The sequence below is a fragment of the Pseudomonadota bacterium genome, assembly GCA_016719885.1.
Taxonomy (GTDB): Bacteria; Pseudomonadota; Gammaproteobacteria.
The window spans coordinates 18510-32775 of record JADJYF010000001.1 but is presented as its reverse complement, the minus strand read 5'-3'; the positions used below and the strand labels follow the sequence as shown (position 1 = coordinate 32775).

At 66.3% G+C, this 14266-nt stretch carries 15 protein-coding genes and 1 pseudogene; 6 read left to right on the top strand and 10 right to left on the bottom strand.

Annotation, left to right across the window (positions count from 1 at the left end):
* Positions 1-153 precede the first annotated feature (153 nt).
* Positions 154-1230, top strand: a complete 1077-nt coding sequence (locus tag IPM80_00180; protein ID MBK8956860.1) for an LLM class flavin-dependent oxidoreductase — start codon at positions 154-156, stop codon at positions 1228-1230.
* Positions 1231-1293: 63 nt separating this feature from the next.
* On the opposite strand, the gene IPM80_00175 is transcribed toward IPM80_00180, so the two are convergent.
* Positions 1294-1908, bottom strand: coding sequence for a DsbA family protein (locus IPM80_00175; GenBank protein ID MBK8956859.1), 615 nt, complete (start codon positions 1906-1908; stop codon positions 1294-1296).
* 117 nt (positions 1909-2025) lie between these two features.
* Here IPM80_00175 and IPM80_00170 point away from each other — a divergent pair, with 117 nt between their 5' ends.
* On the top strand, positions 2026-3072 hold the full coding sequence (locus IPM80_00170; GenBank protein MBK8956858.1) for a TIGR03617 family F420-dependent LLM class oxidoreductase: 1047 nt from the start codon (positions 2026-2028) through the stop codon (positions 3070-3072).
* Between the two features lie 8 nt (positions 3073-3080).
* Here IPM80_00170 and soxA read toward each other — a convergent pair whose 3' ends face one another.
* From soxA to IPM80_00145, 5 genes and pseudogenes are all read right to left on the bottom strand, one after another.
* On the bottom strand, positions 3081-3863 hold the full coding sequence (gene soxA, locus IPM80_00165; GenBank protein MBK8956857.1) for a sulfur oxidation c-type cytochrome SoxA: 783 nt from the start codon (positions 3861-3863) through the stop codon (positions 3081-3083).
* Positions 3864-3868: 5 nt separating this feature from the next.
* A pseudogene (locus IPM80_00160) lies at positions 3869-4115 on the bottom strand (thiosulfate oxidation carrier complex protein SoxZ).
* Positions 4116-4209: 94 nt separating this feature from the next.
* On the bottom strand, positions 4210-4536 hold the full coding sequence (locus IPM80_00155) for a thiosulfate oxidation carrier protein SoxY (GenBank protein MBK8956856.1): 327 nt from the start codon (positions 4534-4536) through the stop codon (positions 4210-4212).
* A gap of 167 nt (positions 4537-4703) precedes the next feature.
* On the bottom strand, positions 4704-5105 hold the full coding sequence (gene soxX, locus IPM80_00150) for a sulfur oxidation c-type cytochrome SoxX (GenBank protein MBK8956855.1): 402 nt from the start codon (positions 5103-5105) through the stop codon (positions 4704-4706).
* A 197-nt stretch (positions 5106-5302) separates the two neighbouring features.
* Positions 5303-6733, bottom strand: a complete 1431-nt coding sequence (locus tag IPM80_00145) for a Coenzyme F420 hydrogenase/dehydrogenase, beta subunit C-terminal domain (protein ID MBK8956854.1) — start codon at positions 6731-6733, stop codon at positions 5303-5305.
* A gap of 119 nt (positions 6734-6852) precedes the next feature.
* On the opposite strand from IPM80_00145, the gene IPM80_00140 reads away from it, so the two are divergent.
* Both IPM80_00140 and IPM80_00135 read left to right on the top strand, forming a co-directional pair.
* Entirely contained in the window at positions 6853-7398 is a 546-nt protein-coding gene (locus IPM80_00140) for a VOC family protein (protein ID MBK8956853.1), read from the top strand.
* Between the two features lie 103 nt (positions 7399-7501).
* On the top strand, positions 7502-8506 hold the full coding sequence (locus IPM80_00135) for a phosphotransferase family protein (protein ID MBK8956852.1): 1005 nt from the start codon (positions 7502-7504) through the stop codon (positions 8504-8506).
* Positions 8507-8602: 96 nt separating this feature from the next.
* Here the strand turns inward: IPM80_00135 and IPM80_00130 are convergent, their stop codons facing one another.
* Positions 8603-9661 carry a YeeE/YedE family protein gene (locus IPM80_00130; protein ID MBK8956851.1) on the bottom strand — a complete coding sequence of 353 codons (1059 nt, stop codon included), beginning with the start codon at positions 9659-9661 and terminating at the stop codon, positions 8603-8605.
* Positions 9662-9691: 30 nt separating this feature from the next.
* Positions 9692-10156, bottom strand: coding sequence for a VOC family protein (locus tag IPM80_00125; GenBank protein ID MBK8956850.1), 465 nt, complete (start codon positions 10154-10156; stop codon positions 9692-9694).
* Positions 10157-10432: 276 nt separating this feature from the next.
* Between IPM80_00125 and IPM80_00120 the strand changes: the two genes are divergently transcribed.
* The gene (locus tag IPM80_00120) at positions 10433-10660 is read left to right on the top strand and encodes a sulfurtransferase TusA family protein (protein ID MBK8956849.1); all 228 of its coding nucleotides are present in this window, start codon (positions 10433-10435) and stop codon (positions 10658-10660) included.
* An 8-nt stretch (positions 10661-10668) separates the two neighbouring features.
* Here IPM80_00120 and IPM80_00115 read toward each other — a convergent pair whose 3' ends face one another.
* Positions 10669-11190: a DUF4124 domain-containing protein gene (locus IPM80_00115; GenBank protein ID MBK8956848.1), complete on the bottom strand. Its 522-nt coding sequence runs from the start codon at positions 11188-11190 to the stop codon at positions 10669-10671.
* Positions 11191-11396: 206 nt separating this feature from the next.
* Here IPM80_00115 and IPM80_00110 point away from each other — a divergent pair, with 206 nt between their 5' ends.
* Positions 11397-12776: a M10 family metallopeptidase C-terminal domain-containing protein gene (locus IPM80_00110; GenBank protein MBK8956847.1), complete on the top strand. Its 1380-nt coding sequence runs from the start codon at positions 11397-11399 to the stop codon at positions 12774-12776.
* Positions 12777-12825: 49 nt separating this feature from the next.
* Here the strand turns inward: IPM80_00110 and IPM80_00105 are convergent, their stop codons facing one another.
* Positions 12826-14100: an FAD-binding oxidoreductase gene (locus IPM80_00105; protein ID MBK8956846.1), complete on the bottom strand. Its 1275-nt coding sequence runs from the start codon at positions 14098-14100 to the stop codon at positions 12826-12828.
* Between the last annotated feature and the right edge of the window lie 166 nt (positions 14101-14266).

Sequence of the window (14266 nt, the reverse complement as noted above, 5' to 3'; positions counted from 1 at the left end):
ATGAGCGTCGCGCTGTCGATGCTTGCACGTCGCGGTTCGCGGCAGACGGCCGCACATGATCCTGATCAAGATCCACGCGCCCGCACCTGTAGCAAAGTCCCTCCATCGCGCGGCTTTCGAACAGTGGCGCCAGACGCGCCAAGGGGAAGGCATATGAAACTGGGCATGTTGCATCTTTTCGAGAACCCGATCGGCTACACCGAACACCAGGTGGTGAAGAACCAGCTCGAACTGATGGTGGAAGCCGAACGTCTCGGCTATGACTCCGTCTGGCCGGCCGAACATCATTTTTCCGAGTACGGTTACTGTGCCTCGCCGCAGGTGTCACTGGCGGCGGTCGCCGCGCGCACCTCCAAGATTCGCCTCGGCACCGGCGTCGTGATCCTGCCGTTCCACCACCCGGTGCGCGTCGCGGAAGATTTCGCCTTCATCGATCTCATGAGCGACGGCCGTGTCGATCTCGGTGTCGGACGTGGCTATCAACCGATGGAATATCGCGGTTTCGGTCTCGACCAGAGCCAGTCACGCGAGATGTTTCTCGAGAGTCTCGACGTCATCAAGAAATGCTGGACGCTCGATCGCTTCAGCCACAAGGGGCGCTACTACCAGTTCGACGACATCTGCGTGCGACCCAAACCGCTGCAGCAGCCGCATCCGCCCGTGTACATGGCCTGCCTGTCGCCCGGCACCTTCGAGACCGCCGGCCGGCTCGGCTACGACGTGCTGATGTCGACAGTATTCGGCCTGACCGCCGAAGGCGCGCGCCAGGGCATTGCCGATTATCGGCGCGGTCGCCAGGAAGCCGGCCTCGATCCCAAGGGCGGCAAGATCGCGTGCCTGGTCATGGTCTACCCCGGCAAGACCCGCGAGCAGGCGCGCAACACTTTCGGCCCGCGCGTCAACTGGTACTACAGCACCATCGCCAAGTACATCGCACCGCCCAAGGGCCAGGCCGACGTGGCCGGTTACGAAGGCTATGGCGCGGCGCGCGATCTCGCGGCCAGTCTCGATTTCAAGGACATCGTCGACAGCACCTCGATGGTCTGCGGCGAAACCGAGTACTGCGTCGAGAAGCTGGTCAACATGGGCCGTGATTTCGGCTTCGACGAACTGTTGTGCTGGACGCGCATCGGCGGCCTCGAAAACGACAAGGTCCTGTCGGCCATGGAACTGCTGGGCACCGACGTGCTGCCGGCGGTACGCAAGGCAAGCCTGCCGCGCGCCGCCTGATACCGCTCTCCCCGCTCGGGCGGGGGTCACGCTGGCGTTGGCGTGGTCCTCGCCTCGAGCACCTTATCCCTGCTCGAGCCGTTCCCTGACGCGCTCGAGCCGCTCCAAGCCCCAGAACAATTCGCCGTCGACGAGGTAACTCGGCACGCCGAACACGCCGGCGGCTTCGGCTTCGGCCTGCAGGCGTTCGTAACGCGCGCGTCCCGCGCCGTCGAGATAAGGCTGCAAGCCACCGCCATCGAAACCGTGTTCGTCGAGCAGCGCGGCGAGCACCGCGACGTTCTCGATGTCGAGTTCACGCCGCCAGAAGCGTTCGAACAGCGCGTCGTGGAAAGGACGAAAATCGCCGCGCTCGCAGGCGTACAGAAACGCGATGTGGGCCAGCGAACTGTTGAAGATCTTGCGCGGCCCGCGGATCACGAGCCCACGCCGGTTGGCCTCGCGCCGGCAGTCCATGTAGGAATACCGCACGCGACGCCATTGGTGATCGTTGCGCGTGCCGCGCGTGTCGCGCCCGTCGGCGTCTAGCTCCGCCTCGCCGAGATATTTTTCAATCTTGAGCGTGTAGGGGTGCCATTCGATCGTAACGCCGCTGGCGCGCGCGAGATCGAAGGTCGGCTGTTGCGCAAGGTAGGCGTAGGGACTCTTGTAGTCGAAGTAATGGATGACGGTGGCCATGGAGCAAGCTGCGCCCTGCGTTGGGTGGGTGGTTGGCCTAGTATGTGCGGCGTCACGGATGGTGCAAAATCCCGCTATCCCACTGCTTGCCTCAACGAATGTTCGGAGTCCGAATCCATGCGCGTCGTCACCACCGTCCCCCAACATTCGCTGGCCGCGGCCAGCCGTGCCGCCGCCGACATCGAAGCACGCGGCTTCGATGGCCTGTGCTCGCTGGAGAACCGCCACGAGCCCTTCATGCCGCTGGCGGTGGCCGCGCTGGCGACGCGCAAGGTCGAGCTCGCCACCGGCATCGCCCTCGCCTTCGTGCGCTCGCCGATGGCGCTTGCGCACGTCGCCTGGGATCTCAAGGAATCGTCGGGCGGCCGTTTCGTGCTGGGACTCGGGCCCCAGATCAAGGCGCATAACGAAAAGCGCTACAGCGTGCCGTGGTCGGCGCCGGTGCCGCGCATGCGCGAACTGGTGACGGCCTTGCGCGCAATCTGGACGGCGTGGCGCGATGGCACGCCGCTGCGCCACGAAGGCGAGCATTATCGCTTCACGCTCATGCCGCCGAATTTCGTGCCGGAAGGCAGCGCACTGCCCTTGCCGCCCATCACGCTGGCCGCGGTCGGTCCGGCCATGCTGAAACTGGCGGCGGAAGTCGCCGACGGCGTGCGCCTGCATCCGTTCTGCACGCGCCGTTATTTCGAACAGACGGTGGCGCCGACCATCGAGCGCGGCCTCGCCAAGTCAGGTCGCGCGCGCGCCAATTTCGAGATCAACGGCGGCGGCTTCGTCGCCACCGGCGCCGACGACGCGTCGGTCGGCAAGATGGTCGACTGGGTGCGCTACCGCATCGCGTTCTATGGCTCTACGCCCGCCTACTGGCCGGTGCTGGAAGCGGAGGGTTTACAGGCACTGGGGCCGCGGCTCAATGATCTGACCAAGCAGGGGCGCTGGGACGCGCTGGCGCGGGAGATCCCCGACAGCCTGCTCGAAGCCTGCACGGCCATCGGTCGTCACGACCAGATTGCGGGTGTCATCGCGAAGCGCTTCGGCGGTCTCATCGACACCGTGCATGCCAGCGCCAGTTCCGAACAGCCCTCGGACATGCCGGCCGAAGTCATCGCCGACATTCAACGCCTGCCGGCGGCCTTCCGCGGTTTCGCCAGCGCCGGCTAGGCGCGTCTTCAGTTACGCACCGCCGGCGTTTCGACCGGCAGGCCGCGCGCGCGCCAGGCAAGATAGAGTTCCAGCGCCACGTATTCGTCGGCGTCTTGCGGGTAGGGCTCGGCGCGAATGTCCTGCATGCAGCCGCTCATGCGGCGCTCCAGGGAACCGAGCGCCTGCCACTTCAGGCGGTAGGCGGGAAAACCGTTGGACATGCCTTCGCTCAAACGCTGCGCGCGCAGCATGTTGCCATGATTCTGCTCGTGGCAATGGATGCACGCGAGGTCGAGTTGCCCGCGCCGCGTCTCGTAGATTTCCTTGCCCTTGGCGAAGAACGGCGCGGCCGCGCCGTCGATCACCGGGCTGACCGGCATGTCCAGCGACTGGTGCTTGATGTAGGCCGTCATGGCGAGCAGCGGCTCGGATTCGGGCGGCCAGGACGGCGCGCCCAGCGCACCGACTCGGCACAGGTTGATGCGCCGTTCGAGGTTGAGGAGCTTGCCGCTCTTGCTGACCAACGGGTAGCGCGCGCCCACGCCGCGCATCGAGTCGGCGGCGTCGGCATGGCAACTCGCGCAGGATTTGCCCTTGGCTCCGTCCACGGCGTTCCACAAGTCTTCACCCTTGGCCACCCACATCGAGCCCGGGTTGTCGAACTCGTCGTCCTGCATGGCGCGGGTCTCGGGCGCGGCGTAGGTGTAGCCACTGCGACGCCCGTCCACCGCGTACTTGCCCCACTCGTGTTCCGCGGCCAGCGCCGCGCCGGCGAGCAGCCACGCGCATAGCACGGCCGATACGCGCATGGCGCTCAAGGCTTGACCTCGATGCGCGCGCGCGCTTCGAGCGTGCTGCCGTCGTCGTCGCTCCACAGGAAGCGCATCTCGCCGCTCTTGTCGGCGGTCGCGTAGAACGACAGGTAGGGATTGGCCGACACCGCCGGATGCAGCGTGACCGCGAGAATCTCGTCGCCATCGAGCGTGCATTGGAATCGATTCAATATGCGGCGTGGGGATCTTCTCGCCGGTTTTTTCGTCCTTGCGTTGCCCCGACTCCATCTTGTGCGAGACCAGCGCCTTGACTTCGAAGGGCTCGCCGCGCGTAACGCTGGTCGGCACCTTGACGCGCGGCTTGTCCAGACCCTTGTCCGACTCAGCCACCGCAGCCTCCTATCGTCACCTTGACCTCGTTGATGGCCTCCTGCACGCGCCCATCGGACCATTCCGCCAGCGCCACCACGCGCTGCGTGCGTGCGAGACGGATGCGGGTCGCGACCTTGGCGCGCCCGCTGCGCGGCGTGAAATGGAAGGAAATGACCTCGGGCGCGGGATTCGCTTCGGCGAACACGTGTATGGCTTTCACGTAGCGGTCGGCGCTGAACCGGCCCTCGACTTCGATGCTTATCGGCACCGTGTTGCCGTTCTCGGCGATGGCCGGGGTATTGAACTTGATGCCCTCGGCAAGCGGCGTGCGCTGCATGAGGACCTTGGCCACGGCCGCTGCCGCGCCGTTGTCGGTCTCGCCCGCCAGCGCTGCCAGCGGCCCGCACAGGCCGGCGGCCAGCAGCGCGCGTTGCAACAGGGCGCGACGCGACGCGCTCGGCGCCACGCCAACAGCATCGGGGGTCATCATGCTTCCTCGCGCGTTCACTGCGCCGTTTTCTGCGTCATCAGGAAAGCCACCACGTCCTCGACCTGCTGTGCCGTGAGTATGGTCTTGCCGGCGAATTCCGGCAGCACGCGATAGAGGCCCTCGCTGCGGTAGTAGGCCGGCATCATGGTCGCTGGATTGACGCGTTTCGGATCGACGATGCGCAAGCGCAGTTGCGCCTCGCCGAGGCGCTCGCCCACGCCAAGCAGCGACGGGCCGGTGGTGCCGAAGAACTCCTCGTTGACGGCCGCCGCGTGGCAGGCCAGGCAATTGCCGAGCTCGCGATCGGCCAGCACCTTGGCGCCGCGCGCGGCATCGCCAGGCTCGCTGCTCAAGGGCTTGGCGATACCGTGATTCTCCACCACGTAATCGGCCGCGCACACGCTCTCGATGCACATGCACAAGGCCGCCAGCAACGGCACGCGGTGTGGACGAAGACGGATCACGTTGTAGGGAAAGGGCGGGCGCCGCGCGATTGCATTGCGGCCAGACTAACGATGAATGCGCGGCGCGCCAAGGCGCCGCGCAGAACAATTTCGGATTTGCTTATGCAGTCATGGCCCATCGGTGCGAATTCATTCGCACCCGGCAAGACTCAGGCGGTCGGCGCCACCCAGTCCGGCGGCGCGCCGCCGGCTTCGGGCGCCAAGGGCGGCGGCAGCTTGCGCTTCTCGCCCGTGCCTTCGCCGGGGTCGCCGGGAATGGGGTTGCCGGCGATGTAGGCCACCGTCTCGGTCGGCCGCGCTTCATCGCCGTAGGCCGCTGCCAGGCTCGCCTTCACTTCGTCTTCCGACAGCGCGCCGGGCGTCAGCTTGGTGAGGGCGATGGCCGCGCCGTCGGCGGCCTTGTACTGCGGCATGCCCGGCGCCGAACCACCGCGGCTCGGACCGGCGGGAATGCGCTCGCGCTGACGACGCGCCAGGCGCAGCAGGATGTTCCAGGCGCGCTTGTTGTCCTTGATGGGCTCGACTTCCACCTGGCCCGAGGCCTGGAATTCACGCCACACGTCGACGGCCTTCTGGGTACGCAGCACCACGATGGTGGCGCGGTCGGTACCCACGCCACCGCAGGCGATGTCGGCCATCTCGGCCGAGAAGTCGCCGCAATGTCGGCATTCCGGGCGCTGGTATTCGTGCATCGCCTCTTCCAGCGGAATGCGGCCGATGTCGCCGTTCTTCTGGTAGATCAAGACTTCGCCCTTGACGTTGAACTGCTTGACCTCGGTGAGCGGAATGCCCATCTGCTTTTCGATGCGGTCGGTCATGAGTTCGGGCCTGAACACCTCGGTGCAGAACAGGCCGACGCTGAACGCCACGCGATCGCTGTAGCCGCGCAGGAAGCCGCGCTGGCGACCGATGATCTTGGGCTTCTTCTTGTCGCCGATGAGGAAGCTCGGATCCATGTGCTCCATCTTGCGCAGCGGCGTGATCTGGCACGGCACGCCGACGAACGCCACCTGCTTGAGATCGCGCTCCTCGACCTCGTTCAAGGCCAGGTTGTTGGCGCAGTAGGTATACCAGCTGCCGGCGCTGGCGCGGATCTCTTCATCGGTGGTGACGACCTTGGGGGTCGGGAAGCAGGGCTTGTCCTCGGCGCCGACTGCCGACACCACCGCGCCGTCGATGCGGCCGCTTTCGCGCGCCCACGCCAGCAGCGCCGTCACCACGCCGCCGTCCTGGCCGACTTCGGCAATATCGGGGCGCTTGGCGCGTGCCACGAAGATGTGCTTGAACACGCCGAAGATGTCCTCGATGCCGCGCTCTTCGCCAAACACCGCGTCTTTCAGATGGGATTCGCGCGGCCACAGGCGCGGACACACCGTCGCGCACACGTCGCAGCCCGCGCCTTCGCTGACGCCGCAGAAGTCGAACGCCGCGGATTCCTTGGCGGTCTGCTTGGGTTTTCCGTCCACGTACTCGATGACATTGTGCGGGCACACCACCACGCAACTGCCGCATTCGCAGCAGCTGCCGTAGTCGACCACGTCGTTCATCATGTCCTTAAAGCTGTTATGCAGGAGATTCAATTAGGTATCCTCGAGACTTCGGATGCGGACCGCTGCGGGTCATGGCTATACGCCGCCGTATTGTCGCCGATTCCGGAGCCGACACAACACCAGTTTGAGCACCAAGGGGAGACACCAGCATGGCCGCCAAGCCAACCACCACCAGCGCCAACACGCTCAGCAACAGCTTTCTCAGCGACACCATGCAGATCTGCGTGGTGACTCGCGACATCTACCGCACCATGGACGGCATGCTCAAGCTCGGCATCGGCCCGTGGGCGGTCTACACCTTCGACAAGACCACCGTCAGCGACATGACCTTCCGCGGCAAGCCGGCCGAATATGCCATGAAACTTTGCCTCGCGTTCAACGGCAACATGATGTGGGAAATCATCCAGCCGACCCTCGGCCCGAGCATCTACACCGAGTTCCTCGAGCGCCACGGCGAGGGCATCCACCACACCGCCTTCCACTGCGGCGACATGAGCTGGGCTGCGCGCTGCGCGGAATTCGAGAAGCGCGGCTTCAAGATGATCCAGTCCGGTACCTGGCAGGGTACGGTGCCCTACGCCTATTTCGACACCGAAGAGGCCACCACCACCACCGCCGAGTTGTTCATCATCCCGACCGACAAGCCCATGCCGGCCCCCGAGGAATGGTACCCGGCACCGCCGCCCGAGGCCTGAAGCCATCGCCCCTGCCATTGGTGGCGCAGCACGGTGCGCCACTGCCGCTCGAACGCCTGCGTTATGATTCGAGCGCACCCTTGAACCAGCATGGAACCCTGTCGTGGACATCGAAGAACTTCGCTCCGGCCTTGCCGCCTTCATCAATGCCGAACTCGGCAGCGCCGCGCGCGTGGTCAACGTTCAGGAATCCGACGGCCATGCCGGCCTGACGTTTTTGTTCGAGGTGGTCGACGCCGAGGGCGCGACCACCGGCTACGTCGTCAAGCTGCCGCCCAAGGGCGTGCGCCGTCATGGCAACACCGACGTCTATCGCCAGGCGCCCCTGATGCGCGCGCTGCACAAGGCCGGTGTGCCGGTGCCGCAGGTGCCGTGGGCCTACGACGACAACCCGTGGTTCGACGTGCCGTTCATCATCATGGAACGCCTGCCGGGCCGCGTGTTCTTCGTATGGGATCCGCCGGCGGTGTTCGAACGCACGCCCGCCGCCGCCGAACCGCTGTGGGAACAATGCGCGACGGCGCTGGCCCAGCTCCACCAGTTCGACTGGCGCACCCATCTCGCCGATTGGGAACAACCCGAAGCCCTCACCGATCAGATCACGCGCTGGGAACGCATCTATGCACAGGCGCCCGAGCCGGAATGGACCCGCGCCGCCGAAGCAACGGAAAAAGCGCTGCTCGCGAGCCTGCCCGACGGCGAGCCCGTGGGCCTGTTCCATGGTGACTACCAGCCCGGCAACCTGCTCTACCACCAGGGCAAGCTGACCGGCATCATCGACTGGGAGATCTCCGGCATCGGCGCCAAGCTGCTCGACATCGGCTGGCTCATGATGATCGCCGACGCCGCCAACTGGACGCCCGTCTATCACCCCATCCACCCGCTCTCGCCCGAGCGTCTGCGCACGCTGTTCGAACAGGGCGTGGGCAAGCGCTACGACGAGATCCCCTGGTACCAGGCGCTGGCCGGCTATCGTCTGGCCTGTATCGCCTGCCTGAACGTGAAACTGCATCGCCGTGGCCAACGCCACGATCCGGCGTGGGAGAAGATTGGTCTCGGCGTGATGCCGATGTTCACGCGCGCGCAGCAGATCCTGGGCAAGCTGTAAGTGACATGGAATGTCAGACTGAAGTCTGACCCACGAAGAAGGCGCAGGCCTTGGCGGGAGCTTCGTTCGGTATCGGGTGTGCGAATGAATTCGCACCTACAGGACGCGCTCCAGCAGCCTTAGGCCCAACAGGCCACCGACCATCAAAGCCAGTGCCGCCAGCACCGAACCGGCGGCCAGCGTCGACACGCCCGTCACTGACTGGCCGATGCTGCAGCCCATCGCCACCACGCCGCCGACGCCCATCATGGCCGCGCCGGCGAGATTGCGCAGCGTGTCGCCGCTGTTGGCGAAACCGATGAACTTGAAGCGTCCGGCGCGCCACGCGGCAAGGCCCGCGCCGAGCACCGTGCCGAACACCGTGGCCACGCCGAACGCCGGCACCGGGGCGGCGGTGTAGCGCTCAAGGTATTCCAGCGCATCCCCGGTCGGGCGCACGAAAGAGAGCCCCTGGGGCGGCACGGGCTGGTCGGCGAATTCATCATGGGCGAGGCCGGTCAACGCCCACGCCGCGCACACGCACAGACCCACGCCGAGACCGCCCGCCAGCAAGCGCGGCGAGGCGCGAAACGCGGCATCGGACAGGCAGTAGACCAGCAGCGCGCCCGACAGCAGAACCGCAAGCGCGGCGCGCGCCCAACTCGCCGGGATCTCCATGGCCACGGCGAGCAGCGACGCCAACGATGCGTTCGCGCCGCTCGGCAGTTCGACGGCGCTGAGTTGCTCGAGCAGGGCGCGCGCCGGGCCGAGTACGCCGCCCAGGGTCATGTAAGCGGCGACGCCCATCACCCCCAAGACCACCGCCGCGCGCAGGTCACCGCCACCGAGGCGCGTAAGGTTGCGACTCGCGCAGCCGCCCGCGAACACCATGCCGATGCCGAACAGGAGGCCGCCCAGGATATTGCCCAGCCAGTTGAGGCTGGGCGCGAGATACATGCTGAGGCCGAGATCGACCACGCCGGCGGCATGCAGCCCCTGGGCGCCGAGCACCGCCACCGCCGTGGCCAACAGCCAGGCGCGCAGCCGCCGCTTGTCACCGAAGCCATGCCAGTCGGACAGGGCGCCCATCGCACAGAAACGCGTGTGTTCGACCACCACGCCGAACACCACGCCGATGGCGAGCCCGCCCCATGCCAATGCCTGCGGCCCGGCCATCACCAGGCTTTCGCGCAGACTCATGGGGCCTCAGGCCGCCACCACCGCCAGCGCGCTGTTGGCGGGCGCCTCCAGGAGCTCGACCACGTTGCCATCGGGGTCCCGACCATAGGTTGCCCAGATGTCGCCGCCCACGGTCTGCGGTTCGCAGTGGAAGCGCATGCCGGCGGCTTTCAAACGCGCGTACTCGGCATTGATGTCAGTGACCTGCACGCACAGGTGGGTGATGCCGTGATCGTTCACCGGTCGCGCCGCCTCCCCCGGCTTGGGTGTGGGCGTACGGTATTCGAACAATTCCACGCAGGCGTTGCCGCACTTCAGCATGATGATGCGCGCCGACGAATCGCGCAGCCCGGTGATGGCATCGAGCGCCTGGTGGCCGATGTCCCAGTTCAAGCGGAACACTTCCTCGAAGCCCAGCAGATTCATGTAGAACGCCGCCGAGCGTTCGATGTCGGGCGTGGATATGGCTACGTGATTGATACCGTGAATCATGCTCTCCCCCTTGGATGTCGTGCTTGCCGGCCTGGCGGCAGTCGTTTGTGGGTCAGACTTCAGTCTGACGATTCAGGCGAACCCTTCGTCGTCCGCCCCTTAATGTCAGAAAGCTGACCCACAGAAAGACGAGCAGCGCGAATTAGTCGCACACCGTAACCAAGCACCCGCCGCGCACGATGCCGCCCCAGTATAGCCGCGCGCCCAGTCCGCTTAACCGACGACCGCAATCCCGCATACTGTGGCCACGAACCGCCGTCGCGAGACCTCATGACCATGGCCACCCTGCAACTCGACACCACCGGGCTCAACTGCCCGCTGCCGATCCTCAAGACCAAGAAGACCCTGCGCGATATCGCCGTCGGTGAAACGCTGGAAGTGCTGGCCACCGACCCGGCGTCCGATACCGATTTCCGCGCCTTCTGCAAGAACAGCGGTCACCCGCTGCTGGAAGCGAGCGTCAGCGACGGCGTCTACCGCTTCGTGATCCAGCGCGCCAGGTAGCGCCGCGCTCAACGCTCGCGCGGCCACACCGGCGGTGGCTTGTTGACGAAGGCATTGCGCGGCGACGGCGGACCGCTGACATCCGCCGGCCAGGGATACATTGGGCCGCCGCGCGGCGGCAGTCCGTAGTAGTAGCTCGGGTAGAACACCGAGCGCGGCACATCGTCCTGCATCGGCGGCGGCGCTGGCGGCTGCGCGCCGTCAGCGCGCCCGCGTTGCAGGTCCAGCGCTTCCTCGGCCTCGCGTTCGGCCCGCAAGCGCTGCCATTGATTGGTGATGGAGTAGTAATCGAGATCCTCCGACACCGATCCCTCGCCGCCGTCGACCGAGATCTCGCTGCTGGCCACACCGCCCTCGGCAGTGGGCGGCGCATCGGCGAAATGGCGCACGCCGTCGGCATCCACCCAGGTGTGAACGGTCACCGCGGAGACAGCGCCCGCGAGCAGCGCCAGCACGGCGGCGATGGCCAGTCTCGAGATGCCAGGCAAGGTCGAACGAATCATGATGTCGCCATCGGTGTCTGTCGTCACTGCTGGAAGTCTAGCCCGTCCCGCGCGGCGCCACAGCGAGTCCATGTTGTCACACGCCGTCGCCAGGCGTGCATCGGTGATGCGCTGGAGCCAATATGTGCTCCTGTTCCCGAAAATTACATTCTTTGACCATCGTAAACGGACGCTCGCTCTAGACTTTGCCGAGCACGGCCGAGCCGCGGCCCACGACAGGGTGACCGACCCCCATGGCGCAATTTTCCGTCCACGAACAACTGATGCTCGAACTGGTCAACCGCGCGCGGCTCGATCCGCTGCTGGAGGCCAAGCGATTCGGGATCGACCTCAACAAGAACCTGGCGGCCGGCACGCTGAACGGCACGCCCAAGGCACCGCTGGCGCCCAACGACAAACTGGTCGACGCCGCACGCGCACACAGCCAGTTCATGCTCGATCACGATCGCTTCGAACATGAAGGTATCGGCGACGGCACGCCCAGTTCGCGCATCCAGAAGGCCGGCTACACCTTCCCCAATGGTGGCTCCCTGGGCGAAAACATCGCCATCAACGGCACCGCCGGCACTGCCGACGTTACCACCTTCACTTTCGCCAACCACGAGGGGCTGTTCGACAGCGCCCCGCACCGCCTGAACATCCTGAGCACCAATTTCCGTGAACTCGGCATCGGCATCAAGCGTGGCTCGTTCGTCTTCGAAGGCCAGTCCGAGGCTTTCGACTCGGTCGATGCCACGCAGAATTTCGCGCGCTCGGGCAGCAAGGTGTTCATCTCGGGCGTCGCCATCACCGACGCCGACGGCGACAACTTCTACGACATCGGCGAACAGCGTTCGGGCGTGCTGGTGGACGTCATCAAGGCCGGCGTGACCGCCGGCAAGGACACCACCGGCACCGCCGGCAACTACAGCATCGGCGTTGCCGCCGGCAGCTACCAGGTGCAATTTCACGGCGGCCCCTTGAGCCGAGCGGTGAACTGCACCGTGACGGCGGACGACAACGTCAAGATAGACCTCGCCGGCAACGCCGAGGTGCTGTGCTCGGCGAGCGTGACGCTCGGCAGCGGCGCCACCACCGCCACGCTGCTGGGCGCGGCGAACATCAACGCCACCGGCAACGCAACCAACAATGCCCTGCTCGGCAACCGCGGCGCGAATATCCTCAGCGGGCTCGACGGCAACGACAAGCTGCTGGGCGGCAACGGCAACGACAAATTGCTGGGCGGTAACGGTGTCGACACCCTGACCGGCGCCGGCGGCAAGGACCAACTGACCGGCGGCGCCGGCGCCGACCTGTTCGATTTCAACGCGCTCACCGAGTCCGCCGGCGCCACCACGCGCGATCTCATCCGCGACTTCCTGCATGGCACGGATCACATCGACCTGTCCGGCATTGACGCCATCACCGGCGGCAGCAACAACGCCTTCAAGTTCATCGGCCGCTCGAACTTCGGCCACGTTGCCGGCCAACTGCACTACAAGCTGTTCAACGAATCGGGCACGAGCCTCGATCACACCGTGGTCGAAGGCGACGTCAACGGCGATGCGGTGGCCGATTTCCAGATCGACTTCACCAGCCTGATTGGTTTCACCTCCGGCGATTTCATCCTGTAGGTGCGCATTCAGTCGCACGCCCGCGAGTAACGTGCGAAGGAATTCGCACCTACAGGAGATCCCTCAAACGGTAGTACGCCATCGCCAGCACCAGCATCGGCATGCGCAGCCACGGGCCGCCGGGAAAATCGCGGTGGCGCAGACGGCTGAACAGATCGAAGCGTTCGGCCTGGCCGGCAATCGCTTCCGCCATCAGCTTGCCAGCCAGCGCGGTCAGCGCCATGCCGTGGCCCGAGAAGCCCTGCGCGAACAGGATGCGTCCATCGCGGGTGCCGAAATGCGGCGCGCGATTCATGGTGATGTCCACGTCACCGCCCCACACCGAATCGATGGCCACGTCGGCAAGTTCGGGAAACACCCGTAACATGCGCGCGCGCATCGAGGCGGCGAGGTTGGGCGGCGTCATGCCCGAGTAACTCACGCGCCCGCCGAACAGCAGGCGGTGATCGGCTGACAGGCGGAAATAATCCAGCACGAAATTGATGTCGCACACCGAGGCGTTGTTCGGCAGCAGCGCGCGCGCGCGTTCCACGCCCAAGGGCGCGGTGGCGGCGATGTAGGTGCCGACCGGCATGATCTTGGCGCGCAGGCCCGCATCGAGCACCGGGCGACCGGTGTTCTGCGCCAGCACCGCGTAGCGCGCGCGCACCGTGCCGCGCGCGCAGCGCAACAGCAGCTCCCGGCCGCTGTCGATGGCCGTCACCGCGCTGTGTTCGTAGACCCGCGCACCACTCGCGAGCGCCGCGTGCGCGAGCCCCAGCGTGTAGTTGAGCGGATGCAGATGACCGCTGTCGGGGTCGTACAGGCCGGCGCAATAGCGCGCGCTGCGCACTTCGCGCGCGAGCGCCGTGCCTTCCAGCAATTCGAGGCGGGTGTCGCCGCAGACTCGCGCCAGGGTCGCGGCCATCTCCGCCAGTTCGCGTTGCTGGCGCGGCTTGACCGCGGTGTCGACGTGACCTTCGCGCCAGTCACAGGCAATGGCGTGACGGGCGATGAGATCGCGCGTCAGCTGCACCGCCTCGCGCGACATGTCCCAAAGTCGCCTGACGTCGGCGTCCGCGAGTTGCGCGCGCAGGGTGGCGACGCCGCAGGCGTAGCCGGCCAATACCTGGCCACCGCTGCGGCCCGAGGCGCCGGCGCCGAGTTCGGCGCCCTCCAGCACCACCACCTGGTAGCCGCGCGCGGCGAGATGCAGGGCGGCGGACAGCCCGGTGATGCCGGCGCCGACCACCGCCACGTCGCAGTGCGTGTCGCCGTCGAGCGCCACGCAAGGCGGGCGCGGGCCGGCGCTGCGTGCGTAATGGGATGGGAGGTCGGCTGACATGCTGAGTGGCGGCTTGCGAGGCTCGATGTGCGCGGTGCCGAGCCATCATGCGCGCTGGCCGCGCGTGCCCGCAAGGCGCGTTGGCGGCGACCGCGCGGGCCTGGCTCGACGCTCCAGATGAAACATGTTAATGATGCTTCACAGCGGCCGTCGGGTCGCCGATGCC

What these genes read in the sequence shown, in the direction of transcription:
- IPM80_00110 (MBK8956847.1), top strand. Translation starts at nt 11,397, where the DNA reads ATGGCGCAATTTTCCGTCCACGAACAACTGATGCTCGAACTGGTCAAC.
- IPM80_00120 (MBK8956849.1), top strand. Translation starts at nt 10,433, where the DNA reads ATGGCCACCCTGCAACTCGACACCACCGGGCTCAACTGCCCGCTGCCG.
- IPM80_00155 (MBK8956856.1), bottom strand. Translation starts at nt 4,536, where the DNA reads ATGCAGCGCACGCCGCTTGCCGAGGGCATCAAGTTCAATACCCCGGCC.
- IPM80_00140 (MBK8956853.1), top strand. Translation starts at nt 6,853, where the DNA reads ATGGCCGCCAAGCCAACCACCACCAGCGCCAACACGCTCAGCAACAGC.
- IPM80_00130 (MBK8956851.1), bottom strand. Translation starts at nt 9,661, where the DNA reads ATGGCCGGGCCGCAGGCATTGGCATGGGGCGGGCTCGCCATCGGCGTG.
- soxA (MBK8956857.1), bottom strand. Translation starts at nt 3,863, where the DNA reads ATGCGCGTATCGGCCGTGCTATGCGCGTGGCTGCTCGCCGGCGCGGCG.
- IPM80_00105 (MBK8956846.1), bottom strand. Translation starts at nt 14,100, where the DNA reads ATGTCAGCCGACCTCCCATCCCATTACGCACGCAGCGCCGGCCCGCGC.
- IPM80_00175 (MBK8956859.1), bottom strand. Translation starts at nt 1,908, where the DNA reads ATGGCCACCGTCATCCATTACTTCGACTACAAGAGTCCCTACGCCTAC.
- IPM80_00170 (MBK8956858.1), top strand. Translation starts at nt 2,026, where the DNA reads ATGCGCGTCGTCACCACCGTCCCCCAACATTCGCTGGCCGCGGCCAGC.
- soxX (MBK8956855.1), bottom strand. Translation starts at nt 5,105, where the DNA reads ATGTGCATCGAGAGCGTGTGCGCGGCCGATTACGTGGTGGAGAATCAC.
- IPM80_00180 (MBK8956860.1), top strand. Translation starts at nt 154, where the DNA reads ATGAAACTGGGCATGTTGCATCTTTTCGAGAACCCGATCGGCTACACC.
- IPM80_00125 (MBK8956850.1), bottom strand. Translation starts at nt 10,156, where the DNA reads ATGATTCACGGTATCAATCACGTAGCCATATCCACGCCCGACATCGAA.